Origin of the sequence: Frankia sp. AgB1.9 (assembly GCF_016786355.1) — a bacterium.
Taxonomy (GTDB): domain Bacteria; phylum Actinomycetota; class Actinomycetes; order Frankiales; family Frankiaceae; genus Pseudofrankia.
This window is the reverse complement of the sequence record NZ_JADWYX010000036.1, coordinates 29,107-52,151: the sequence shown is the minus strand read 5'-3', so window position 1 is coordinate 52,151 and position 23,045 is coordinate 29,107. Positions and strand designations below refer to the sequence as shown.

20 protein-coding genes and 1 pseudogene are annotated in these 23,045 nt (G+C 70.4%); 9 read left to right on the top strand and 12 right to left on the bottom strand.

Annotated elements, in window-relative coordinates:
- Positions 1 to 407: 407 nt before the first annotated feature.
- The 3 genes from I6A60_RS16475 to I6A60_RS41725 form a co-directional block, all read right to left on the bottom strand.
- The gene (locus I6A60_RS16475) at positions 408 to 1,460 is read right to left on the bottom strand and encodes a nitroreductase family protein (RefSeq protein ID WP_203015012.1); all 1,053 of its coding nucleotides are present in this window, start codon (positions 1,458 to 1,460) and stop codon (positions 408 to 410) included.
- 78 nt (positions 1,461 to 1,538) lie between these two features.
- A complete protein-coding gene (locus tag I6A60_RS16470) occupies positions 1,539 to 2,528 on the bottom strand; it encodes a hypothetical protein (RefSeq protein WP_203015010.1) in 990 nt (329 codons plus the stop codon).
- A gap of 73 nt (positions 2,529 to 2,601) precedes the next feature.
- Entirely contained in the window at positions 2,602 to 2,775 is a 174-nt protein-coding gene (locus I6A60_RS41725) for a hypothetical protein (protein ID WP_238435571.1), read from the bottom strand.
- 105 nt (positions 2,776 to 2,880) lie between these two features.
- Between I6A60_RS41725 and I6A60_RS43560 the strand changes: the two genes are divergently transcribed.
- From I6A60_RS43560 to I6A60_RS16455, 3 genes are all read left to right on the top strand, one after another.
- The gene (locus tag I6A60_RS43560; RefSeq protein ID WP_307873713.1) at positions 2,881 to 3,243 is read left to right on the top strand and encodes a DUF1918 domain-containing protein; all 363 of its coding nucleotides are present in this window, start codon (positions 2,881 to 2,883) and stop codon (positions 3,241 to 3,243) included.
- Positions 3,244 to 3,532: 289 nt separating this feature from the next.
- The gene (locus tag I6A60_RS16460) at positions 3,533 to 5,275 is read left to right on the top strand and encodes a GAF domain-containing sensor histidine kinase (RefSeq protein ID WP_203015006.1); all 1,743 of its coding nucleotides are present in this window, start codon (positions 3,533 to 3,535) and stop codon (positions 5,273 to 5,275) included.
- A 154-nt stretch (positions 5,276 to 5,429) separates the two neighbouring features.
- Complete coding sequence (locus I6A60_RS16455; protein ID WP_203015004.1) at positions 5,430 to 6,083, top strand: response regulator transcription factor; 654 nt, start codon at positions 5,430 to 5,432, stop codon at positions 6,081 to 6,083.
- A gap of 68 nt (positions 6,084 to 6,151) precedes the next feature.
- Here the strand turns inward: I6A60_RS16455 and I6A60_RS16450 are convergent, their stop codons facing one another.
- On the bottom strand, positions 6,152 to 6,544 hold the full coding sequence (locus I6A60_RS16450; protein ID WP_203015002.1) for an SsgA family sporulation/cell division regulator: 393 nt from the start codon (positions 6,542 to 6,544) through the stop codon (positions 6,152 to 6,154).
- Between the two features lie 336 nt (positions 6,545 to 6,880).
- On the opposite strand from I6A60_RS16450, the gene I6A60_RS16445 reads away from it, so the two are divergent.
- Both I6A60_RS16445 and I6A60_RS16440 read left to right on the top strand, forming a co-directional pair.
- Complete coding sequence (locus I6A60_RS16445; RefSeq protein WP_238435570.1) at positions 6,881 to 7,786, top strand: universal stress protein; 906 nt, start codon at positions 6,881 to 6,883, stop codon at positions 7,784 to 7,786.
- Positions 7,787 to 7,899: 113 nt separating this feature from the next.
- Positions 7,900 to 8,472 carry a hypothetical protein gene (locus I6A60_RS16440; protein WP_203015000.1) on the top strand — a complete coding sequence of 191 codons (573 nt, stop codon included), beginning with the start codon at positions 7,900 to 7,902 and terminating at the stop codon, positions 8,470 to 8,472.
- A gap of 70 nt (positions 8,473 to 8,542) precedes the next feature.
- On the opposite strand, the gene I6A60_RS16435 is transcribed toward I6A60_RS16440, so the two are convergent.
- Entirely contained in the window at positions 8,543 to 9,916 is a 1,374-nt protein-coding gene (locus tag I6A60_RS16435; RefSeq protein WP_203014999.1) for a PP2C family protein-serine/threonine phosphatase, read from the bottom strand.
- 707 nt (positions 9,917 to 10,623) lie between these two features.
- On the opposite strand from I6A60_RS16435, the gene I6A60_RS16430 reads away from it, so the two are divergent.
- From I6A60_RS16430 to I6A60_RS16415, 4 genes are all read left to right on the top strand, one after another.
- Entirely contained in the window at positions 10,624 to 11,589 is a 966-nt protein-coding gene (locus tag I6A60_RS16430; protein WP_203014997.1) for a universal stress protein, read from the top strand.
- Positions 11,590 to 11,772: 183 nt separating this feature from the next.
- A complete protein-coding gene (locus I6A60_RS16425) occupies positions 11,773 to 12,594 on the top strand; it encodes an ABC transporter ATP-binding protein (RefSeq protein WP_238435569.1) in 822 nt (273 codons plus the stop codon).
- A gap of 7 nt (positions 12,595 to 12,601) precedes the next feature.
- Positions 12,602 to 15,556, top strand: coding sequence for an ABC transporter permease (locus I6A60_RS41715; RefSeq protein WP_203042318.1), 2,955 nt, complete (start codon positions 12,602 to 12,604; stop codon positions 15,554 to 15,556).
- Positions 15,557 to 15,628: 72 nt separating this feature from the next.
- Positions 15,629 to 16,648, top strand: coding sequence for a universal stress protein (locus I6A60_RS16415; protein WP_203014994.1), 1,020 nt, complete (start codon positions 15,629 to 15,631; stop codon positions 16,646 to 16,648).
- A gap of 166 nt (positions 16,649 to 16,814) precedes the next feature.
- Here the strand turns inward: I6A60_RS16415 and I6A60_RS16410 are convergent, their stop codons facing one another.
- The 7 genes and pseudogenes from I6A60_RS16410 to I6A60_RS16380 form a co-directional block, all read right to left on the bottom strand.
- The gene (locus tag I6A60_RS16410; protein ID WP_203014992.1) at positions 16,815 to 17,348 is read right to left on the bottom strand and encodes a hypothetical protein; all 534 of its coding nucleotides are present in this window, start codon (positions 17,346 to 17,348) and stop codon (positions 16,815 to 16,817) included.
- A gap of 62 nt (positions 17,349 to 17,410) precedes the next feature.
- On the bottom strand, positions 17,411 to 17,605 hold the full coding sequence (locus I6A60_RS16405) for a DUF2188 domain-containing protein (protein ID WP_203042319.1): 195 nt from the start codon (positions 17,603 to 17,605) through the stop codon (positions 17,411 to 17,413).
- Positions 17,606 to 17,786: 181 nt separating this feature from the next.
- Positions 17,787 to 17,966, bottom strand: a pseudogene (locus I6A60_RS16400) (hypothetical protein); the annotation flags it as partial.
- Complete coding sequence (locus I6A60_RS41710) at positions 17,963 to 18,325, bottom strand: helicase associated domain-containing protein (RefSeq protein WP_307873712.1); 363 nt, start codon at positions 18,323 to 18,325, stop codon at positions 17,963 to 17,965. The pseudogene I6A60_RS16400 and the gene I6A60_RS41710, both read right to left, overlap by 4 nt.
- 450 nt (positions 18,326 to 18,775) lie before the next feature.
- Complete coding sequence (locus I6A60_RS16390) at positions 18,776 to 19,204, bottom strand: SsgA family sporulation/cell division regulator (protein ID WP_203014984.1); 429 nt, start codon at positions 19,202 to 19,204, stop codon at positions 18,776 to 18,778.
- 193 nt (positions 19,205 to 19,397) lie between these two features.
- The gene (locus tag I6A60_RS16385; protein WP_203014981.1) at positions 19,398 to 22,079 is read right to left on the bottom strand and encodes a bifunctional GNAT family N-acetyltransferase/acetate--CoA ligase family protein; all 2,682 of its coding nucleotides are present in this window, start codon (positions 22,077 to 22,079) and stop codon (positions 19,398 to 19,400) included.
- Between the two features lie 471 nt (positions 22,080 to 22,550).
- Positions 22,551 to 23,012 (bottom strand): pyridoxamine 5'-phosphate oxidase family protein, encoded by a 462-nt coding sequence (locus I6A60_RS16380; RefSeq protein WP_307873711.1) that lies wholly within the window; start codon positions 23,010 to 23,012, stop codon positions 22,551 to 22,553.
- Positions 23,013 to 23,045 lie beyond the last annotated feature (33 nt).

Genomic DNA, 23,045 nt, shown 5'->3' with positions numbered 1-23,045 from the left:
ACCCGGACGGTGAGCCGGCCCCGCCAGCCCGGCGACGGCCGCGGGACCCATCCGCCCGGCGCTCCGCCGGACCCACCCTCGCCTCCGCCGCCTGAACGCAGCGTGTCCGACTGCCGAACGAGTGTGTCCACACGTGGCGGGCCAACGCGCCGGCCGGGTATGGTCGGCGATTCGCCGAAGGCGGGGACGCGGGTAACTCCGGGCGGTGCTGTCCTGCCTGGGGGCGTCGTCCTGTCCGACGGGGCCTGTCTGGCGCTCATGCCACGAACAGTGGCGGTGGAACCTGGGAGTTGGCTGGGAGAACCCTAGGAACAGCCCGGGAATCACGAACCCGCGGTGAGCGCCGGCACCGCAAGAGCAATGTAGCCAGGGCCCGTCGGATCACCCGACGAGCCCTGGCTTTTCTGTCAGCGGCGCCGCGCTTGGCTGTCGCTGAGGTGCTCGAGTACCTCGGCGATGGGACGGCGCCGAGTGGGAGTCAACTCGGGCGCGGATGTGTCCGGGTATCCGACCCGTAGGATCATCTGGGTCAGTCCGGTGCCGCCGGTCAGGGAGTGGACCAGGGCGCGGGTCGCCTCGATGTCGAGCGCCTGTCCGAGCGGCGAGGTGGCGAGTCCGGCAGCTGTAGCGGTGAGCAGCACACGGCTCAGCGCCCGACCTGCGCGCAGGCGGTCCGTGGGACCGTCCGCGTCGGTGCCGATCACCAGCACCTCGGGACGCTCGACCTGCGCCGTCCGGGCCCGCTCCTCGGCCTCGCTGGGGCTGGCCGGCTCGCCGTTCCTGCCGCCGGTGAAGTCCCGCGTTGGGAACTCCTCGACGCGGGGCTCGGCGCTGGACAGGGCCGTGGGGCGTGGGATGCCGTCGGTGGCCTCGGAGTCGTAGCGGATCCAGGAGGCGAGCTCGGCCTGGTATTCCGGGTCGTGCTTTTCGACCCAGTCGGCCCGCGCCAGCAGCACCGCCAGCTCCACCCGGGCGTCCTCACTGGTCAGGGCCGCCAGCCAGCAGCCCTCCGCCTCGGCGGCCCGCCGGAGCTCGTGCACCTGCTCGGCGGGCAGCGGGGCGGTGGTGAACGGGCGGCGGTCGGTGTGCCGAAGCGTGAGCGCCGCGGCGAGTCGATTCTCGTCCGGCGTCGGTGGGCGGGTGCCTTCGATGCGCAGCGTCGCGACCGGTGCGGTGGCGAGGTCAGGACCGTCGGAAACGTCACCGACCTCGATGTCGAGGCCGGCGGCGCGCAGCGACAGCCAGGCGTTCAGCAGCGCGGCGCCACAGCTGATCAGCATCTGGCGGTGGTCCGGGTCGATCACCGGCAAGGCGCGGGAGAGGTCCGCGTACAGCTCCAGGGTCCCCTCGCGGTACCGCCATTTCCAGGGCTGGCTGTTGTGGATAGACGGCGCGAGGCCACCGGCCTCGACGGCCGCGTACACCTGCTCGGTCGTGACCGTGGTGCTGTCCGTGCCCATGGTTTGTCTCCTCGCCGTTGTCACCGAAGTAGCTCGCCGACCCGGACCTCGACCGGACTCCGACCTCGGCAGGGACCTTCAAGCTGCGGATTCTGACACCTGTGCCCGGCGCAGATGAGCCAGCGCGGCGTCGGCGAGCAGTCGAGCTTCCCCCGCGGCGTCCGGATCGCCGTGACCATGCCGGTCCCCGGCGGCTGCCGCCTGCCGGAGTGCGTGGTGGGCCACGTAGACATCCTGGAGCGACGGGGGATAGGTGCCGTCCGAGAACTCGCGGTACCACGCCAGGAAGCGCGTCGCGGCGGCTGCGGCGCCCAGCCGTTCGAGATCCACCGCCAGGAGCGCGACGTCGCCCAGCACGTCGCCGACGCGCATCCGCTGGTCGTACTCGACGCAGGCGAGAACGCGCGGACCATCGGGCAGGAGGTAGACCTTGTCTGCGTCGAGGTCGCCGTGGCCCTCCCGGATCCATCCGGTGCGCATCCGGTCGGTCAGCAGCGGACCGTGAGCGGCGAGATAGCCCAGCGCGAGCCGTCCGATCTCGTCGAGAATCTCGGGTTCGCCCAGGAGACCGCGGTACGGGACGACCCTCGCGATGGCCGTCATCCACAGCGCCTCGAGGTGCTCCCGACTGCCGGCCTGGGAGATCTCCCTTCCGGTGGCGCATCGCTCATGGAATCCGGTGAGCTGGTGGGCGAGGGCCTGGAGCTGTTCGTCGACGGGCTCGCCCTGTCGGATGAGCGCGGAGAGCCGGGACTGGGCCGGAAGGCGGCGCATCACAACCATGTGGTCGCACAGCCGGCCGCGGTCGTCCCGAATGTCGGCGACACCCAGGTAGACGTCCGAAGCCAGCCGGCGGTTGAGACGTACCTCCGCCTCGCATGCGGCCAGCCTCGCCGCTCGGCTCGTGAGGTCGACAGGACCAAGATGGACCGGCTTCTTGAGCTTGTAGACGTGGTCGCCAAGGAAGAACAAGGTGGCGGTCTGGGTCTCTTTGGCCTCGACGTGGCCCGGCGCGCCGAAGGTGTCGGCGGCCTCGCCCCGGGTGATCAGGGTCTGCAGGACGGTCATCGCCATTCCATGGGAAGTGGGTGGGGGTGCGGCCGTATCGAGCAGACTGCCAAGGCACGCCTGTGACCGGACCTCAGCCAGGGCCAGGAAGTACTGGGGTCAGCCGGAACAGGAGTGGGGTCATCACCGTATGGACCGGCAGATGGGCCACGTCGTCCGAGGAGACCTGGAGCGCGCCGCGCTCGTCGGACCGCTGATCGTTCTGCTCGCCGGAGCCGCCATCTCGTGGGGCGGTCTGCGCGTCCACCTGTGCCTCCTCCGGCGGAACAAATCGGCGCCGGACGGTCGCCGACTTCTTCGTCATGCTGCGACGTCTCGAGGCATCGCACGACCGACCGAAGGCGCTGAGGAGATGGAGTCGTTTGGACCGCCGACCCATGGTCCTCCGGCACGGGGCTGTGACCAGCGGCACGAGCCGACCGGTCCGGCCGCGCGTAGTCCGCACCACGAGGCCGCGCTGCCGGTTCCCGCTCGCCTGCCGACCCGGCCGGCCCCTGTGGCCAACGCCAGAAGGGGCCGTGGGCAGGCGAGCGTCGGCGACCAGATCGTCATCCACCGGCACGCTGTCGGTGAGCCTGACCGGGACGGGGAGATCATCGAGGCGCGCTCGCCAGCCGGAGACCCGCCGTTCCTGGTGCGCTGGTCGGATACGGGCAAGGTGACGTTTTTCTATCCCGGCCCAGACGCCGAGATCCGCCATCTCGTCAACCGCTGACGCCTGACCCGCGCGGCGCCGACCGGGCTGGTGCGCGGTCAGCGCCGCGGCGTCAGCCAGAATCACCAGTTCAGTGGTGGAGCGTTACGATCTGTGCCGGTTCACGTGATGGGCTTCCGATCGCGGAGACAGGCTCGGGTGGCCTGTGCGGAACGAGGCCGTTGACGACGTCCCACACTCTTCCGTTGCGGAAGACTAGTGGCGCGACGGGAGCATCCCCGGGGTCGGCGACGTGAATGTCCGACCGAAATTTCTGATCCTCGAACTCGGTCCAGCTACGCTCCAGATTGTGGATGCGTTCACGCGGGCCGACGTTCGGGCCGACCAGCCTGAAGATCAACGCCTGGCCCTGTCGGACAGGGGCAGTCTGACCTTCCCGACAGTCGGTCGACTGGAGCTCGACGAGTTGCTGACGCAACTGGTCGACCGTGCGCAGGACGTCCTGGCCACGCAAGGACGGCTGCGAGGCCTGTTGCGCGCCAACCAGATGGTCACGGCTGACCTGCGCCTGCCGGTGCTGCTGCGGATGGTGGTCGAGGCGGCGTGCGAGCTGCTCGACGCGCGCTACGGGGCGTTGGGCGTGGTGGCGCCCGACCGGACCCTCGAGGAATTCGTCCATGTCGGCATGGACCCCGCGGAGGTTGAACTCATCGGCCACCTCCCGACCGGTAAGGGCGTGCTCGGCGTCCTGATCGACGACCCTCACCCCCGCCGGGTCGACGACATCTCCCACGATGTGAACGCCACCGGTTTCCCGCCGGGACACCCTCCGATGCACACGTTCCTCGGGGTACCGATCACCGTGCGCGGTGAGGTCTTCGGCAACCTGTACCTGACCGACAAGCGCGACGGTCGGGCGTTCACCGCCGAGGACGAGGAGCTGGCGCTCGCTCTGGCGGCCAACGCCGGCGTCGCGATCGACAACGCTCGGCTCTTCGACGAGGCTCAGCAGCGGCACCAGTGGATGAGCGCGTCGGCCGCGGTGACTCGCCAGGTCATGGCGGATCCCCCCGACCCGATCGTCCTGGTCGTCGAGGCCGCTCAAGCCACCGCGCGTGCCGACCATGCAGTCATGGTGACCCGTGGAACTGATGCGGTTGCTGCGTCCATAGAGGCAGCGGTCGGCGCAGAAACGATCGGGAACGCGGTTCCCCTTGACGGCAGCCTGGCTGGGCGCGTGTTCGCCGAACGGCATCCCCTCCTCAGCGGCGACGCCCTCCTGGACGCCTGCGACGCGGAACGAGGCCCTGACACTGGGTCACTCCTCGCCCTACCGCTGGGGGCAGGCACAGAGCCCGACCGCCGGGTCCTGCTCCTGGGACGCGACCACGGACATCAGGCATTCAGCGCCACCGATCTCGACATGGCGGCGAGCTTCGCGGAGCACGTGGCGCTCGCCCTTGAACTCGCCCGCGCGAAGTCCGACCGCGAACGGCTGCTGGTCCTCGCCGACCGCGGTCGTATCGCCCGGGACCTTCATGATCACGTGATCCAGCAGATGTTCGCCGTCGCGCTGGGTATCCAGGATGTGGCGCAGTACGAGAACAGCGCCAATGCCGACCGCCTGAACCGTTACGTCGACGACATCGACGCGACAATCAAGCAAATCAGGCGGTCGATCTTCCAACTGCAAGGAAACGCCCAGGCCGGACGCGGCGGTCTGCGCAGCGCGATCGAGAAGATCGCCGCGGACGCCGAAGCCGCGCTCGGCTTCGCGCCGACGGTGATCTGCACCGGCCCGCTCGACTCGGTCGTCAGCGACGCGCTGGCCGCGCACCTGCTCGCCGTGGTCCGGGAGGCGGTGTCCAACGCGGCTCGCCACTCCGGGGCGTCCGAACTGCGGCTACGCGTCGCCCTGGACAACGACGAGATCGTCGCGGAGGTCCAGGACAACGGCGTGGGGATCGGCGACACGGCCCGCAGCAGCGGACTGACCAATCTGCGAGAGCGGGCCGAGTCACTCGGCGGGACGTTCAACCTGACGGTCCCCGCCGGGGGCGGCACGCACCTGCGCTGGACAGCCCCGATCTGACGACCGCGGCCCCAGCGGTCCCGCGTTGGTGGAAATCCCTTCCGACCTGCGGGGCGCAGTAGTCGAGCGGCGTGTGGCGGGCATGCCGAAGGTCCCGAGGTCGAGCTTCCATCGACGTTCACCGGCGTCGTTGACGCCGCGTATCGTGCCCGTCATGGAGAAGATCCGGGTGTTCATCCTCGACGATCACGAGATCGTGAGGAATGGTCTGCGGCAGACCCTGGAACGTCATGACGACATCGAGGTCGTCGGAGAGGCCGGGCTCGTGGCGGAGGCGCTACGACGCATACCGGCTCTGTTGCCCACGGTGGCGATCGTCGACGGCCGCCTGCCCGATGGCACTGGCATTGACGTCTGCCGCGAGATCAAGGTGGAACACCCGGGCATCGCCTTCCTGATCCTGACCTCGTTCGACGATGACGAGGCTCTCTTCTCCGCGATCATGGCCGGCGCCGCCGGTTACGTTCTCAAGGAGATCCGCGGCAACGACCTGGTCAGCGCGATCAGGACGGTCGCCGCGGGCGGGTCGCTGCTCTCGCCGTCCGTGACGCAGCGCGTGCTCGCCCGGCTGCGTGAGGGGCCGAAGGAGGACCCGGTCCTGGTAGAGCTGAGCACCCGGGAACGCGAGATCCTCGGACTCGTCGCCGAAGGTCTCACGAACCGCCAGATCGGATCGCGTATTCACCTGTCCGAGAAGACCGTCAAGAACTACGTGTCGAGCATCCTGGAAAAGCTCTCGCTGACCAGCCGCACCCAGGCCGCCGTACTCGCGGTCAAGCACCTCGGGCAGGAGCCCTCGACCCACTAGTTTTCTTGGTCGTGGGCCGGCTGCGGTGCGGCCGCTGGACAATGGCGGCGCGGATGACCCTGGTCGTGTTACGTACCTGTAGAGCGATCCTCCGGCCCGAGCAGCCACGCAAACTCGGACGGCCAGTCGATCAGATCGGCCTCCATCTCGGATGGAATGGCCGCATAAGTCTGGCGCACAAATGTGTCGACGCGTTGCGATGGAAGTTCCAGCTCCGCCGGCCCGTCCGGACTTGTCAGCGTCAGTGCGAGGACTCGCCCTTTGGCGCCTTGGGATGGTCGGACTCGCACCTCGCCCACGCCCATGGGTCGGTCGCCGCCTGCGACGAGCAGGTCTCGCGCGAACGTCCATTCGACTGTCTGGCCGCTCGTCACCCGAATGACGAGCGATATCGCGATCGGGTCGGCGGGGTCAAAGCGTAGGAGGCCGGTCAGCGGCACCCGTTCTCCGTTGCCCACCATCTGGCCGATGGGAAGGCTGCAGCTGAGTCTCGTTGTCTCAGATGTGCGCTGGCCTGGCATTTGGGCACTCCTTGCCTGCGTCGCGGGCCTTTCGAGTTCGTAGGTCGACTCTGCTCGCGTGACCAGGCGTATTCCCGAGCCGGCCGGTCAGGCTCCGGGGGCGAAAGGACCCCCGTCGCCGCGCTGGTCGCTCGAAGATCACAGACAGCGGGGGTCCGTCGCACCGCCGGGGGTGGGACCAAAGCACCGCGGCGGCCGGCCCGACGACAGATGTCGGCTACTACGCCTGTGCGGACAGTGGACTTCAACAGCGAACCGAACCCCGGAAGGTGCCCCATGGACCGCACTGACGCGCCGGCCCAACCTATGCGAATCCTGGTCGGAGTCGACGGTTCCTCAGGTTCGGAGGCGGCGCTGCGGTGGGCCTGCAACGAGGCCGCGCTGCGACCGGCGACGGTCACGGCGCTGACTGTCTGGACAGCCGACGGACGGCCGCGTCGTGTTCACCACCTCGCGGTGCACGCGGATCCCAGCGGGTTCACGGACGCGGCGCGCACGCTTCTCGACACGGCGATCAACCGTGTCCACGAGGACTACCCGGACGCCGCGGTGACACCGGTCGTGCGACGAGCCGAACCCGTCGCCGCGCTGCTCGAGATGGCGGCCCAGGCCGACCTGGTCGTCGTCGGCGCGCGGGGGGACAGCGCGATGCGTCGGCTGCTCGTGGGTTCCACCAGCCAGGGAGTCGTCCACCACAGCACGGTTCCCGTCATCGTCGCGCGCGAGGTTCCCCGTCCCGGCGCGCCCGAGACGCGGCCGGTCGTCGTGGGCGTCGACGGCTCGACGACGTCGTTCGCCGCCTTGCGATGGGCCGCGGGTGAGGCAGCGGCGCGGGGCGTGCCGCTGCGAGTGGTCCACTCCTGGGGCGGTCTGGATCCGCTTTACTCGGACGTGCTCCTGTCCTCCGAGCAGGCCGTCCTGCGACTTGGCCGCGAGCTCCTGGACGAGGCTGTCAAACTCGGCCTCGACGGCGCGCCGGAGGTTGAGCTTCATCCAGTAATTGCCTCGGAACGCCCGGCGGTCGCGCTGTTGCGAGAGTCCTGCCACGCTCAGCTGCTCGTCGTTGGAAGCCGCGGCGGAGGCGGGTTCGCCGATTTGGCGATCGGTTCTGTCAGCCACCAGTGTGTCCTGCACGCCGCCTGCTCCGTCGCTGTAGTCCGAAGCGACGAGACCACAGCCTAGGAGCGCGGTCGCCGTCGAAGACTCGGCCGTCTCGGCAACATTCCGCGGCGTTTGTTCGTCGCGAATCCGCCGACCTTGACGTATGCGAGAATGGAGTAGGCACAATGCGCGCGATGATCGTCTTCGAGTCGATGTTCGGCAACACACGGGAGATTGCCGAAGCTGTCGCGGCGGCCCTCGCGGAACGGATGGACATCGAACTGATGGAAGTCGCCGACGCACCCACGGTCGTCCCCGGCGAGGTCGACCTCCTGGTCGTCGGCGGCCCCACCCACGCCCTGGGCATGAGCCGGCCGAGCACCCGACAGGACGCGGCCCGCCAGTTGGCCGCCGACGCCGAGCACGGCAGTTTCAACCTCGAGGTTGTCTCCAGGGGCGACGGGATCCGGGAGTGGCTCGCGAACGTGGACCTCGGCCGGCCGGCGCCAACCGTCGCGGTCTTCGACACCAAGGTGCGCTCGCCGCTGCCAGGTTCGGCCGCGTCGAAGGCGGCACGGCTGCTGAGCCGTCGAGGGACCAACGTCGTCGGCCGCCGAAGCTTCTACGTCACCGGCACCCAGGGCCCGCTGCGAGACGGCGAACGTGACCAGGCCCGCATCTGGGCGAGCGAGCTCGCCGAACTCCCAGCGGCGGGCCGCACACCGAGGGCGCCGGCGGTCGAATTGCCCGGCCCGCGAGAGACGTAGCGGACGCTGTGTGCCGATGACGGGCTCTGGCGAGCCGCCCGCCGCTGCTCGGTAGTCCGGAGCAACTCGACTAGCACCGTGCGGCTGGGCTCGGCTGGCGACCTGTGCCTGGGGTGCGGATCGCGAGGACAGCCAGATCGTCGTGACCATCGCTGGGATGTTCGTCTGCCAAGGCCTGGCACAGGGTCGGCAGCGGGCGCGCGGCGTGGCCCGAGGCCAGCGCGGCGAGCGTGTCCAGGCCGTGGTCGATCGAGTGGCACCGGTCCTCGACGAGCCCGTCGGTGAACAGGATCAGGGTGGCGTCCGGCGGCAGAACGAGGCTGTGGTCGCGTCGAGGCAGGCGGGCGTCGACGCCGAGCGGTACGTCGGGGGCCCCGTCCAGATACCGGCTCGCGCCGTTGGGAGACAGCAGCAGGGGTGGGACGTGGCCGGCGTTGCTGAAGGTCATTCGCCAGGTGTCGTCCGCTGGTTCGACGCGCGCGAGGCAGGCAGTGGCGATGGGACTGTCGTCGACGGCTTCCAAGGTGCGGTCGAGCTGGGCCAGCACGGTGCTGGGCGGCCCGCCCTTGTCGTAGAGGAGCGCCCGCAGCATGTTGCGGGTCTGGGCCATGGCGGCAGCGGCGACGAGGTCGTGGCCGACGACGTCACCGATCACAGCTCCGACGGCGCCGTCAGGCAACAGCAAGGCGTCATACCAGTCACCCCCGACATGTCCGGCCCGGGTACCCCGCTCCGATGAGGCCTTGTAAACCGCGGCAACGGACAAGGGGGACAGATCGGGCAGGCGAGGCAGTAGAAGTCGCTGGAACTGCTCGGCGCTTGCGCGGACCTGGTTGAAAAGGCGGGCGTTTTCGACCGCGACGCCGGCGGCACCGGCCAATGCCACGACGACAGCTTCATCGTCCTGGTCGAAAGGGCGCCCGTCGTACCGGTCGCACAGGTAGATGTTGCCGTAGATCCGGCCGCTCACTCCGATGCCGACGCCGAGCATCGTGCGCATCGGTGGATGCCCCGGGGGGAACCCCACCGAATCAGGGTGCGCATGAACATCGTCGACGCGCAGTGACCCGGGCGACCTGATCAGCCGGCCCAGCAGGCCCCGCCCGTGGGGAAGCTCGACACCCGCGAGGTCGCGGTACTCCCGCTCGGTGAGGCCGATCGGGATGAACTCGGCCAGGCTTTCGCCCTCCGCGTCCAGCACACCCAGGGCGCCGTAGCGGGCACCGACGAGCTCCATCGCGGTACTCACGATCTGCCGCAGCACGACGGGTAGCTCCAGTTCCCGGCTGACCACGAGCACCGCGTCCAAAAGCGCCTGGACCCGTTGGTTGGCCCGGGAAAGCTGTTCGACCCGCTCATCGGCGGGCTCGGCCGTCCCGGCCGCGCGCCTTCCCGCCTGGGCCGCCTGCGCTGACAGCTGGCGCAGGTCACTGTCCTGGCTCACAGGGCCCCTCCAAGGCGCAGCCCGGTTCTTCGGCTCCGTCACACCCCCCGGACCGGCTGCTGTGGGGCTCCTACGCTCGGCCATGACCGGCAGGGACCGGTCTGCTGAAACAGGCGTCGCGCATCTCGGCGGCCGGCCGACCGCCTTGCGTGATGAAGCAGTCCATCTTGATGATCGACGACCTGAAGGGTGAGTAGATCTCCGTCCAGCCGCCCGAGCCAGGCGAAATCCATCTGGAGACGGCGCCGCAGCGCCTCGAGCAACTGGACGAGGACCGTCGAGGGTTCCTGAACCTCCGATCGAGGTCCCAGGCAGGACGTTCGGCGCCGCGTCGCCAGGTCGGCCACCCGCAGGGCTTACCCGTATTCGCCTCGTTACACACTGCATGCCCCGGACTCTTGCGGAGCTGCGAGGGGAAGCCGACCAGCGGCAGTGCCCAAGGCCGGGGAACGACGGGCCGTTCTTGGGACCAGAGCGGGACCAACGGCAGTCGAAGGCGCTGGCCCCGATCTCGATCCTTTGGGGCATGAGCCGAAGGACTGGCCGCGCCTGCCGGCTGGCCGAGGCTTTCCCGATGGTGTCGATGGAACAGTCCCATCAACCCGGTCACCACGGAGATTGGGGCCAGGCGATCGGTGAAGATCACCTGGGATCTCGTGCCCGAGAGTGCGGCGGATGGGTGTCGTATCGGACCTGGAGCGTGGGACATGAACAACTCGCTACGAATTCTGGTTGGGGTCGACGGCTCTCCCGGTTCCGAGGCTGCCCTGCGCTGGGCGCTGGCGGAGGCGGCCCTGCGTACCGCGAGCTCGGACGACCGCGCCCCGGCGTCCACCGTGACGGCGCTGCTCGCCTGGACCGGCGACGGCCTGCCCGCCGCAGTGCTCCGCGCCGCGGAGCAGACCGAACAGGGAACGCTCGGAGCGGCCGCGGCCGAGATGCTCGAACGCACGATCAAGCGGGTCGGCGAGCCGGCCGCGACGCTCGAACTGCGTCGGCTGGTCGTCGAGGGCAAGGCAACACAGGCCCTGACCGTCGCGGCCAGGAACTACGACCTGCTCGTCGTCGGCGAGCACGGACACACGCCCCTGCACCGGCGGACCGCCGGCTCGGTCAGCCAGGGCGCCGTGCACTACTCGCCGATTCCGGTCGTGGTCGCCCGCAGCGACGGCAAGCCGGCCGCGTCCACCCAGCGTGCCGATCGTCCGGTCGTTGTCGGGGTCGACGGGTCGGACCTGTCGTTGGGCGCGTTGCGCTGGGGGGCGCACGAGGCGGCCCTGCGCGGCGCGCCACTGCGGGTGGTGCACGCCTGGGGCGGCCTGGACCAGATGTATACTGAGGCGCTCGTCACCGCCCAGGGTGCCCTCGTCCGTCAGGCCGAGGACATCCTCGACAAGGCGGTGGCGCTCGGACTCGAAGGTGCCGCCGACCTCTCCGTGGACGCCGTCCTGTCACCCGAATCGGCGGTTCGAGCGCTGATCCGTGAGTCTTGTGACGCGCAGTTGTTGGTCGTCGGTAGCCGTGGCCTGGGTGGTTTCGCCCGCCTCCTGCTCGGTTCCGTCAGCCACCAGTGCGTCCTGTACGCGGCCTGCGATACCGCCGTCGTTCACACCGACGGCGAAGCGGTTCCGCCGGCCGCCGCGGTATCTGGCGCCGGTCTCGCGGCCAGCTGAGAACTCGCGACGGCTGTCGCACACAAACCGGCCGGGCCGCGTCGAAGGACGCGCCCCGGCCGGTTTGCTTCCCGGGCCACCAATGGCACGCGCAGATGCGCCCGTGATCGGCGGTCCGAAGGTCCTTCTGGGGGCGCAGGTCGGCAGATGAGGCGGCGGGGGCAGAGGTGTTTCGCTGGAACCATGGTCGAGACGGGCACACAGGGGGCGCAGCCGCTGCTGCGCGCCGAGGGCGTACGCAAGATCTACCGGACCGGCGCGGTCGAGGTGGCGGCGCTGCGCGGCCTGGATCTCGAGGTCGCCGCGGGTGAGCTGGTCGCGGTGATGGGGCCGTCCGGCTCCGGGAAGACGACACTGCTGAACTGTTTGTCCGGCCTCGACGACATCGATGGCGGCCGAGTGACGCTGGGCGGTGTCGACCTGTTCGCGATGCCGGACGCAAAGCGCACCGAGCACCGTGCCCGAACCATGGGATTCGTCTTCCAGGCGTTCAACCTGATTCCGGTGTTCACCGCGATCGAGAACGTCGAACTGCCGCTGCTGCTGGTCGGCGTCGGGCCCAAGGAAGCACGTCGACGGGCCGCGGAGATGCTCGATCGGGTCGGGCTGGGCGCGCGCGGCGCGCACCGGCCCAACGAGCTGTCCGGTGGCGAGCAACAGCGGGTGACGATCGCCCGGGCGCTGGTCGCCCGTCCGGCGATTGTCTGGGCCGACGAGCCGACCGGCAATCTCGACAGCGAGATGGCCGCCCAGGTGATGGACCTGCTCAACACCCTCAACCGGGACGAGGGGCAGACGATCATCCTGGTAACCCATGATCCGGCGATCGGCGCGGCCGCCGGCCGGCTGATCCTGATGCGCGACGGCGCCCTGGTAGGCGACGAGCGTCGCGCCGTACGGCCCGCGGTCGGTACGGGGGCCGCCGGTACGGCAGCCGCCACGCGGCGCGAGCCGCCGGGCCCGGCCCGCGCGGCACTCGGCGCCACGCTGACGCACGAGAGATGAGACGGCCGTGTACCCGGAGCTGACCCGGCCCTTGGTGGTGCTGGTCGCCGCCGCTGTGGTGGCGATGGCGGCGGTCGCGCTGGCCCGGCCGTTCCTGCGGCGGCTGGCGCAGCGGCAGCTGTCTCGCAGGCCGACCGAGGCCGTCCTCGTCATTGCCGGCTCGCTGCTCGGCACGGCGATCATCGTCGGCAGCCTGGCCGTCGGTGACACTCTCAACCACTCGGTAAAGGCGACAGCGTTCCGGACCCTGGGGCCGGTCGACGAGGAGGTCCTCAGCGACAGCCCGGTGCGCGGGGCGGAGGCAGCCGCGCGGCTGGCTACCCTGCGCGACGCCCCGGACGTCGACGGCCTGCTCACCGTGCTCGCGGACCGGGCCGCCGTCAGCCGCGGCGTGGGTGCGGCCCTCGTCGCCGAGCCCCAGGCGATGGTCGTGGAGGCCGACCTCCGCGCGGCCGCGGTGTTCGGTGGCCGTGGCGCGAGCGGCCCGGAGGGCAGCCACCTGGCTGGCCAGACCCCGGCGGCCGGAGGCGCGGTCGTCAACGCCGATCTGGCCGGCCCGCTGGGCCTGCGTCCCGGAGACGCCATCACCGCCTACCTGTACGGCAGGGCGACGCCGCTGCGCGTCGAGCGGGTCGTACCCGCAGAGGGGCTGGCCGCGCTCGGCATCAGCAGCGGCGCCAACCGCGACCTGTTCGTCGCACCGGGGACCCTCGCCGCCGCCGCGGCCCGCGCCGGCAGCCCTGCCACGCCCACGACGATCAGCCTGATCTCGAACCGCGGCGGAGTCGAGTCGGGTAGCCGGCTCACCGGCGTCGTGGAGGCGAAGATCCGCGCTGCGCTCGGCGGGCTGACGAGCACCGGCGCCCAGGTCACGACGCCGAAGAAGGACGCGCTGGCCACCGCGACGCAGCTGGCTGACCAGCTCGGCTCGCTGTTCCTGTTCATCGGCAGCTTCAGCATCATCGCCGGTCTGCTCCTCCTGGTGAACGTGTTCGTGATGCTCACCGACGAGCGGCGCGGGCAGCTCGGGATGCTGCGCGCGATGGGCATGCGCCGCAGACGCCTGGTGGGCAGCTTCCTGCTGGAGGGAAGCGTCTACGGAGTACTCGCGGCGGCACTCGGCGTCGCGGCCGGCATCGGCGTCGGCGCCGCGGTGGTGCTGGTTGCCGGACGGATCTTCGCGGCCTTCCAGGACGGCCCGAATGCCCTGGATCTCACGTTCGCCGTGACCCCGACCAGCCTCGTCAACGGCTTCGCCGCGGGTTTTCTGATCGCGTTCGTGACGATCGCGGCGACCAGCGCCCGGGTGAGCCGCCTGAACATCATCGCCGCGATCCGGGACCTGCCCGACGGCATCGGGCGGCGTCCCCGTCGGTGGCGCCTGGTGGCCTGCGGCGTCCTGTGCGCGGCCTTCGTCGCGTCTTCTGTGCCGGCGATCGCGAACGCCGCGGGGGTGACGACCTATCTGTACCCGGCGCTGGCCGTGGCGTTCGCCATCCCCTTGCTGCTGCGGGTCGCGAGCCAGCGGATGGTGGCGACCGGAGCCTCGGCGGCAGTCCTGGCCTGGGCGCTGGTCGCGAATCTCGTACGTCCCGGTCTTTACGACGACGGGTCGACGACGACCTACATCGTGCTCGGTGTGCTGATCACCGCCACCGCAGTGATCATCCTGTCCGCGAATCAGGATGTCGTGTTGCGCCCGCTGCGCCCGCTCATCGAGCGCCCGGGGGAGGCGGGCCTGGCGACGCGGCTCGCCGTGACCTACCCGGTCTCGCGCAAGTTCCGGACCGGCTCGACTCTCCTGATGTATGCATTGATCATCTTTACGTTGGTGCTGATCGCGCAGATCGGAGCGATCATCGGCGCCAGCACCGACAAGGCCGTCGCGGAGGCCTCGGCCGGCTACTCGATCCGGGTCGACTTCTCCGGGTCGAACCCGGTCACCGACCCGACCACGACCTTGCGCTCCGGCGACCTGGCTCGCCAGGTCGCCGAGGTCGCGCCGCTGACAATCGGCCGCGGCACGGCCGACGACCCGGCCGGGCGGACCCACGAGCCGCTGCCCGTCGTCGCGGTCGGCTGGCCGGCCTCGGCCCGGCCGCTCGCGCTGGACTCCTGGCTGCCCGCCCTGGGCACTGACTCGCCGACGGCCTGGCGCGCGATCCTCGCAGACCCCAGGTACGTCGTGCTCGACCCCTTCTATGACTCGACGACCGGGCCACAGGGCAACGCGATCAAGCCGGGCGCCACCCTCACTCTCACCGACCCGGCTACAGGCCGGACCGCTCACAAGACCGTCGGCGCCATCGTGCGCAGCGCGATCCCCTTCTACACGTTCCCGGGCCAGCCGGCCGGCTACCCGGTGTTCGCGGGCGTCGCCACCGTCCGGGCGTTCTACGGCGACAGCGCGAAGGTCACCAGCGCGCTGGTACGGGCGGCACCCGGAGAGGAAGAGGACCGGCTGGCCGCCACGCTCCAAGGCCGGTTCCTGACCAACGGCCTGGTCTCCAACCGGACCGAGTACGACGTCCGGCGCACCTTCGCCGCGAACGTGGCCTTCTTCCGCCTCATGCAGGGCTACCTCGCCCTCGGCCTGTTCGTCGGAATCACCGGCCTCGGTGTCGTCATGGTGCGCGCGGTGCGCGAGCGCCGCCGGACCATCGGGATCCTGCGCGCGCTCGGCGTCCGGTCCAGAACCGTGATGGCCGCGTTCCTCGGCGAGAGCGCGTTCGTCGCCGTCGAGGGCATCGTCGCGGGCACGGGGCTGTCCTTGCTCACTGCCTGGCTGATGTTCAGCAACAATCCGATGTTTCGCGGCCTGGACATCTCCTTCCCGATCGCCTGGGCCACGATCCTGCCGACCATGGCCGCCACCCTGGTCGCCTCCCTGCTGGCCAGCGCCGGCCCCGCGCGACGCGCGGCAGCGATCAGCCCCGCCGTGGCGGTTCGCGTCGCCGACTAGACAGCCCCGCCCGCCGGCCAGGTGCCGACAGCCGCTGGCGAGGCCACTGGCCAGCGTTGAAAGGAGATCTCCATGAGGACCGACGTCGTCGTCGGCATCGATGCGTCCCGTGGCAGCGAGGCCGCGCTCGCGTGGGCTATGGACGACGCGTTCCGCCGCGGCGTCGGCGTCCGCGCCGTACTGGCCTGGGCCGACGACGGCCGCCCCCACGCAGTCGACGCCGACGCGGCATCAGCCGCGATCGAGGACCTCGCCGCGGCCGCCAGCCGGGCGCTGCGCCGCGCAGTCGTCGCCGCCAAGCCAGCCGGCGGACGCGGCTGGAGCCGTGGCCCGGTGCCGGTGCAAGAGAAGATCGTCTACGGTGCACCTGCTCACGTACTTATCCACGAGTCATTCACCGCGGGTCTCCTGGTCGTCGGCAGCCAGGCACGCCACGTACCGAGGAGAGGTCCGGCCGAAGGCTTGGGAGCGGGCGTCGTGGCTGGCTCGGTCGGCGACGTCTGCGCGCATCGAGCGCTGGTACCGGTCGTCGTCGTGCCTGGCGATCTCCTCGCCGCTGACCTGCGGCGCCCCGACCCGCGACCCGTCCTCGTGGGCTACGACGGCTCGGCGACGGCCGGCGCCGCGCTGCGTTGGGCGGCCGAGGAGGCCTCGATACGCGAGGTGGCGCTGCAGGTCCTGTGCGTGCGCCCAGCGAGCTCGCCGACGACCAGACCCGCCGAACTGGTGGTGGCGCAGCCGGCGGTCATCGCTCGGCGCGGAGCACACCTGGCACGAGGGACGTCGTTGACAGCCGTCACCGGTCCGTCGCCACGGCCACCCGCCGCGCAGGGAGCGGACGAAGACTGCGAACGGGCGCTTTCCGGCATCCAGGCTTTGCCCGGAGCCCCTCGGATCGAGCCGATCCTGACCTGGGGCGACCCGGCGAGCCGTCTGCTGGACGCGGCCCAGCACGCGCAGCTGCTCGTGGTTGCCGCGCGCGGTGCCGGCGGCTTCGACGGGCTGGCCCTCGGCAGCACCAGCCAGCGCTGCCTGGCACAGGCTCGCTGCCCTGTCGCCGTGGTCCGCGGCCGCGTCGCCCCGACCGGTTAGGACCCGGCGGCAGCCGCGCCGCGGCCCATCGTGCCGCCCAATCCCGGCCCTGCCGTGCTGGAGAAACCCGCAGAGGCGACGGGGATGGCCGCAACTGTGGCCATCCCCGTCCATCGTCGGCCAAGTTGCGGGCCCGCGAGCCTCTCGTTCAGACGCCCCGAACGGGTCAGTCGCTCCGGGGCGTGGTGTTGCGAGCACCGGCCAGGCGCTCGCCGAGCCACGTCCATCCCTCTGGCCGGCGGTGTTGACGGTGCCAGCCCCAGAGCACCTCGTGGACCCGTGGTCCATGCTCGATGTCGGCGAGGACCGCGACGCGGGTGGCCGCGGGGACGACCATTTCGGGGAACGCACGAACAGCGCCACCGGCTGTTCGGAACGACATGCCGGCGCTGCCGAACGGGCCGGCCACCACGTCCACGGCCTCGTCGAGAGCCGCGTCGGCCCGGGGTACCTCTACGGTCGCCTCGCCTCGATGCGGAACGCCGCCAATCGCGACGAGCTCGCCCGTGTCGTGGAACCACTCAAGGTGAGCGATCGGGGAGCTGAGGACGGCGGCGACCGCGTCGGGCAGCTGCCAGTCTCCGAAGTTGGTGATGAAACTGGTCGGCCGCCGCGCGTCGGCTTCGAGGAAGTCCCCGAGCAGCGAGACCTCGACATCCCCGCCGACGATGGGCAGCCGCAAGGTAGGACGTTCACTCATGTTCTCGGGCATCCCCTGACTGAGGCTCACCTGCTTGCCGATGGTCGTTCCAGGTCTGGCTGCTAGGCGACGCCGAGGTGTTCGACGCTGCCGTCGAGGCGGTGGACGAACAGCTCGGCCGGCGCGACCGCCGCTGCGAGATCGTGAAGGTGGTCGAGGGCGTCGCTCAGCTCGGTGTGAGTGTCGTAGACGTGCCGACCGTGACGGCAAGCCCACTGGCCGTCGGCAAGCTCGATCGCTCGGAAGAACCAGCCCATGGGCAAAGTCTCTGTCACCTAAGGCGTCATCCCCAGTGGCCATCGCCTATCACCAACAGGCTTGACGTCCGGCGCTGCCACCTGCCGATTGGCAGGTGAGTGAGGAGCCGACCGACCCGGATCTCGGCAGGCGGCAGGCTGTACCCGACGCCTCGAGTCGCGCGACATCAGGGCGAAAGGGCCCCAGCAGCCGCGGCTTGATGTCCTCAACCCGCAGGTCCCGGCGCAGCAACGGGTTGTCCCGCAGGTAGATCTGCGCGGCGGTCAGGTAGTTCGCGGCGTCCCAGTAGTCGATCAACCGGTCCAGGGTGGCGTCGTCGAGGTCCGTGCCGGGACCGTCGGATTTCATGGCCGCGATCATGCCAGCCGCGCACGGCCGTGGTCCGGTGCGCCCGGAGCCCACCGCCACTCCGGGACGCTCTCGAGCGCGGCTCGGCGATCCGGGGCGAGCCGGTCTTCCAGGTGCGCCTCGCGCTGGGTCGCGACCCAGACTGCGAGCGGGAACCCGGACTCGTCGACGCAGCCGTGCGGCAGGTCTGTACCGCCGTGCGCGGCCGCCCATTGTCTGATCGCGTCCAGTCCGCGTGCGAACTCGGCGGCCTCGGCCTCGGCGTCGGCGGCTGACAGATGCCCGACCGCCTGTTCCAGGCGTGACGCCCGGACCCGCGCGGCGTGCTCGCCGATTCCGCGTGCCGGTGGATCTGATACGGGAACGTTCACGGGCACTCCAGACACTCCAGATGCGACAGGAGGGCGTTTCAGATGTCGGGGGCTACGCGCGGCGGGTTGTTCAGTCAGCGATGGCGACCCGCCGGGCGACTGAGGATCGCGCGTCGAGCGCCTGCGGTGATCCCTCTTCACGCTATCCGGGCGGCTGGCGTTGGGATATCGGGCTAGGCCGAACGACACCCGTTCCGGAGCGATTGGGGTGCCGGTACCCCTGCCGACCGGCCCTCCTGACGGCGCGGCTCGTCGACGTGCTGGCCGCTCACGACGTCCTGACGTTGTCGGCCCCATGAGTCAGCACGATGCCGGGCTACGCGGCCTGGCGGGTCGGCGGTGTGCTGGCCCCGGCCGTCGCAGAGGGTCGTCGACACACATCGCGGTTTGCTCCGGGCGATCTGCTCGTACATTGTCGATGCTCCCGCGGATGCCCGGCGGATCGGTGGACTAGCCGACTGAATCGTGGCCGGTCAGCGGTGCGATGAAGGCGTCGACGTCGAAATTCTGGCTCTCCGCTCCCAGGGGCACGACCGTGTAGGTGTGGGTGAGGAACGTCAGCACCTTCCTGCGGGGTGTCTCGAACAGTGCTTTTCCGGTTGGTCCGGACAAGGAGAGTGAGATGGGGCCTCCGTGCAGGTTCGCCGGCCAGATTTCGATGTCGCCGTCCCCGGCCGGCCCGTAGACTCCCTGCTGCAAAAGGTCGCGCGCGAACGTCCATGTCACGACCGTGGTGGGGCTGGAGTGGATGTCGAGGGCGACCGCGAATGGATCGGTCCGGTCGTACCGCATCGTCGCGGCCAGCGGCTGTGCCGGTCCCGGTGATTGAACAAGCAGGATAATCAGGTCGACTGTGACGTGGTCGTGGCTGCGTGTCATCGCCGGACCCCTTCCCTGCTGGTTTCCCTGGAGAGGGCCAGGGATTTGTCTGACAAACACATTGTGCCGCGTGCGCGCTTTTTTGTAGTGGGGCGACAGAAGCTCCGGTGACATACACAGGCCCTGCCCGGACGGTCCAAACGTCCCTGTCGGCCGGTCAGGCGAGGAGCTGTTCCTGGCGTGGCCGGTTCGGTTAGCGCAGGCGTCGCAGGGTGGGATCGACGGAGTCGGGGGCCGGTGCGAGGCGAATCTTGACGTCGACGGCGGTCGCGCCGCCCGGTGTGACGATGAGTGGGTTGATGTCCATTTCGCGGATCTGTGGGATCTCGTCGGCGAGGCGGGCGACGCGGAGCAACACATCCTCCACGGCGGCGAGGTTCCCGGCGGGGGCGCCGCGGAAGCCGCGCAGGACCCTGGCGGCGCCGCGCGGCTCCCGGACCAGTTCGGCGGCGTCGACGTTGGTCAGGGGAAGCAGGCGGTAGGCGCGGTCGGCGAGCAGGTCGGTGAGGACGCCGCCGAGTCCGAAGGCGACGAGCGGTCCGAACGCGGGGTCCTGTACGACGCCGACCAGTGTCTCGACACCGGGCTCGGCGGCCGGCGAGACCAGGCCGCCACCCATCTCGTCGCCGAGCGACGCGGCCATCTTGAGGTAGGCGGCCGCGGCTGCTGGGGGAGTGGCGAGTCCGACGGCGACGCCACCGCGATCGCTCTTGTGCACCAGATCCGGGTTGCCGGCCTTGAGCACGACCGGCCCGCCGATCCGTTCGGCTGCGTCGGCCGCCGCTTCGGCCGAGTCGACCCGGATGGCCGCCGCGGCCGGGATGCCGTAGGCCGCGACGAGCTCGACAGCCCGCTCGGCCGGAAGCCAGCCGCCGCCCGGAGCCGTCGCGAGGGCGTCCTCGACGAGAGCCTGAGCCCGGCCACGGTCCAGTCCGGGCAGGTCGGGGACGGTCCCGGTCGGTCGTGCCAGCCAGGTGGCATGGCCAGCCGCGCGGGCGAACGCGCGAACCGCGTCCTCGGGCACGCTGAACGCGCACACCGCCCGGCCGGCGGGTTCGAGCGTCGTCACGCGGGGGACCTGCCCCAGCAGGACGGCCAGCAGCGGTTTGCCGGTGTGGCCGGCGGCGGCACGCACGGCCGCCGGAAGGTCATCAGGCTGGGTGAGTGGCGTCGGCGCGACGATGGCCAGCACGCCGTCGACGCCCGGGTCCGCGAGAACGGTACGCAGGGCCTTCTCGAACGCCGGCCCGGACACCGAGGCGATCGTGTCGACAGGCCCGGCCACCGCCGCCCCGGCCGGCAGGATCGCGCGCAGCTCCGCCTGGGTGGCTGGCGCCAGCTCGGCCACCGTCAGCCCGGCACGGTCGGCGGCGTCCGCGGCGAGCACACCCGGGCCGCCGGCGTTGCCGACGATCGCGAGCCGGCCGCCGGCGGGCAGCGGCTGGTGCGCGAGCAGGGTCACGGTGTCCAGGAGCTCACCGAGCCCGTCGACCGCGATCACGCCGGCCTGGCGGAACAGCGTGTCGACGTGGGTGTGTGGCGTCATGGCCGCGGCCGTGTGTGACGCGGCCGCGCGGGAGCCGGCCTGCGAGGCGCCGCCCTTGACTGCCACGATGGGCTTGCTACGGGACACCCGCCGGGCGATCCGGGCGAACTTCAGCGGGTTCCCGAACGATTCCAGGTACAGAGCGACGACGTCGGTCCCGGAGTCCTGCTCGGCCCACAGCAGCAGGTCGTTGCCGGAGACGTCCGCCTTGTTGCCGGTGGACACGAACGTCGACAGGCCCAGTCCCAGCGCGCTGGCCTGCTCCAGCAGGGCGATTCCCAGACCACCCGACTGCGAGACCACAGCGATCCGCCCCGCGCGCGGGGGAGCTACAGCGAAGGTGGCGTTCAGCCGCACACCGGGAGCGGTGTTGACGATGCCCATGCAGTTCGGGCCGACGACCCGCATCCCGGACGAGCGGGCCCGTGCCACCAGCGCGGCCTTGCGGGCCCGGCCGTCGGCGCCCGCTTCGGCGAATCCAGCCGTCAGCACGACGGCTGCGCGCACGCCGGCCTTCGCGCAGCTGTCGATGACCTCGCCGGCCACGCCCGGCGGGACCGCGACGATGGCGAGATCGACCGGGTGCGGCAGGTCACGGATCGTCGGAACAGCGGCGACTCCCGCGACCTCGGTCGCCTGTGGATTCACCACGTGTACCGAGCCGGCGAAGCCGGCCGCCAGGATGTTGCGCACGACCTCGTGGCCAACCGTGTGAGGCTTACGCGATGCGCCGATCACGACCACCGAGCGAGGCCGCAGCAACGGCCGCAGGCTGCGGACGTCGGCCTCGGACTCCCTGCCGTCCTGCGCGGCGAGCAGGCTCTCGGTCGGAGTCACCGGGAACGTGACGTCGACGACGTCCGCGTCACGGTGCCTGCTGACCGGGAAGCCGGCGTCGGCGAAGACCTGCAACATGGCCACGTTCTGCGCGTGGGTCTGCGCGACGAAGGTCGTCACGCCGTGGTCGCGGGCGTAGACGGCAAGGTGTTCCAGCAGCAGCGTGCCGACTCCGCGCCCGTGCTGGGCCTCTTCCACCACGAACGCGATCTCCGCGCGAGCCGGGTCCACCAGCCCCTCATAGCCCGCGACTGCTACCAGCCGGCCACCGACCACGGCGACGAGAGCGCCGTGTGTCGGGTCAGCCGTGTCGACGAGATGGTCGACGTAGCGATCCGCAACAGGCCGACCCGAGCTGAAGAACCTGAAGTAGTGGCTACGGTCCGACAGACGCGCGTGCAACGACCGTAGCTCGTCCCCCTCGCCAGGCTGTACCGGACGTAGATGCGCGATCGCGCCGTCGCGCAGAACCACATCACACTCGGTCCACATCGTGGATCTCCCCTCGGTGGTCCGCGGCGTCACGACCGCGCGAGCGGGCCAATCAGGTCCACGTCGGGTCGAGCCGCGCCTTGGACGGTGTCGCGGGCACCCGTTCCGGCGAGGTCCAGCGTCCGGCGTGGCGTGACCCGCAGGCAGGGCCCGGACGACCGGCCGTTTTGGGACCTCCGACAGGTACCTGCCCGACGTCCAGCCCGCCGAGCCCCCGCTGCCCGTTCCGTCGTCCCGACGGGTTGACGGTCCGGTCGATGGCGCGATGCGGTTCGCGCCGGTGAGGGTCATGCGTCGGCTTGCCGATGCGGCGCGAACGGGCATTTTTTACGGAGCCAGGGGGCGGCGGACGAGGGCAGCAATTTGGAGTTCTGTTCATCGGCGGAACGCACTGCGGGCGGCTCAACAGGGCCGTTTCTTTACGGCGACCCAGGTGGGCCGAGTCTGGGGCGCCGACTATGAATACTCCGGTCAAATGGCTCGCGGCGGCAGAGTACGACCAGTCACCGAATATGGTCGGATCCGCAGCCAACGGTAGGTAGAGGAGTAATGGGGGTACTCGATCCAGTTTTCAAATCCGGTCGTCTCCAGCCGGGCGAGCGTGCCCGTGTCCTCGATCTCCTCGCAGGTACCTTTCACGACTACGCTCCAGCCTGTGCGGCTAGCCGGCTCGAATCGGTCCACCTCGAACGCGACCACGGTTCGGTCGAGCGCGGCCAGGAGCTTCATGCCAAATCCCGAGCGCAGCACCACGGCCGAGCCGTCAAGCACAAATGCCACTGGGAAGATTTCTATCTGGCCGTCGGCGGCGAAGGCCAGCCGACCGACCTGTCGGCTGGCCAGCATCGTGGCGCACTCGTCGTCAGACAGGACACGCATGCCCGCGTGGTCGACGGCCCGACGGCCTGAGCCGGCACTCGGCGCACTGGCCACAGCACTCACCTCTCGTTCGTCGCAAAGTCTGTG

Coding starts and splice junctions, on each gene's coding strand:
- I6A60_RS16410 (WP_203014992.1), bottom strand. CDS start 17,348: ATGAGTGAACGTCCTACCTTGCGGCTGCCCATCGTCGGCGGGGATGTC.
- I6A60_RS16450 (WP_203015002.1), bottom strand. CDS start 6,544: ATGGTGGGCAACGGAGAACGGGTGCCGCTGACCGGCCTCCTACGCTTT.
- I6A60_RS16415 (WP_203014994.1), top strand. CDS start 15,629: ATGAGGACCGACGTCGTCGTCGGCATCGATGCGTCCCGTGGCAGCGAG.
- I6A60_RS16405 (WP_203042319.1), bottom strand. CDS start 17,605: ATGGGCTGGTTCTTCCGAGCGATCGAGCTTGCCGACGGCCAGTGGGCT.
- I6A60_RS16390 (WP_203014984.1), bottom strand. CDS start 19,204: ATGACACGCAGCCACGACCACGTCACAGTCGACCTGATTATCCTGCTT.
- I6A60_RS16430 (WP_203014997.1), top strand. CDS start 10,624: ATGAACAACTCGCTACGAATTCTGGTTGGGGTCGACGGCTCTCCCGGT.
- I6A60_RS16445 (WP_238435570.1), top strand. CDS start 6,881: ATGGACCGCACTGACGCGCCGGCCCAACCTATGCGAATCCTGGTCGGA.
- I6A60_RS16425 (WP_238435569.1), top strand. CDS start 11,773: ATGGTCGAGACGGGCACACAGGGGGCGCAGCCGCTGCTGCGCGCCGAG.
- I6A60_RS16455 (WP_203015004.1), top strand. CDS start 5,430: ATGGAGAAGATCCGGGTGTTCATCCTCGACGATCACGAGATCGTGAGG.
- I6A60_RS16470 (WP_203015010.1), bottom strand. CDS start 2,528: ATGACCGTCCTGCAGACCCTGATCACCCGGGGCGAGGCCGCCGACACC.
- I6A60_RS43560 (WP_307873713.1), top strand. CDS start 2,881: ATGGAGTCGTTTGGACCGCCGACCCATGGTCCTCCGGCACGGGGCTGT.
- I6A60_RS16385 (WP_203014981.1), bottom strand. CDS start 22,079: ATGTGGACCGAGTGTGATGTGGTTCTGCGCGACGGCGCGATCGCGCAT.
- I6A60_RS16440 (WP_203015000.1), top strand. CDS start 7,900: ATGATCGTCTTCGAGTCGATGTTCGGCAACACACGGGAGATTGCCGAA.
- I6A60_RS16475 (WP_203015012.1), bottom strand. CDS start 1,460: ATGGGCACGGACAGCACCACGGTCACGACCGAGCAGGTGTACGCGGCC.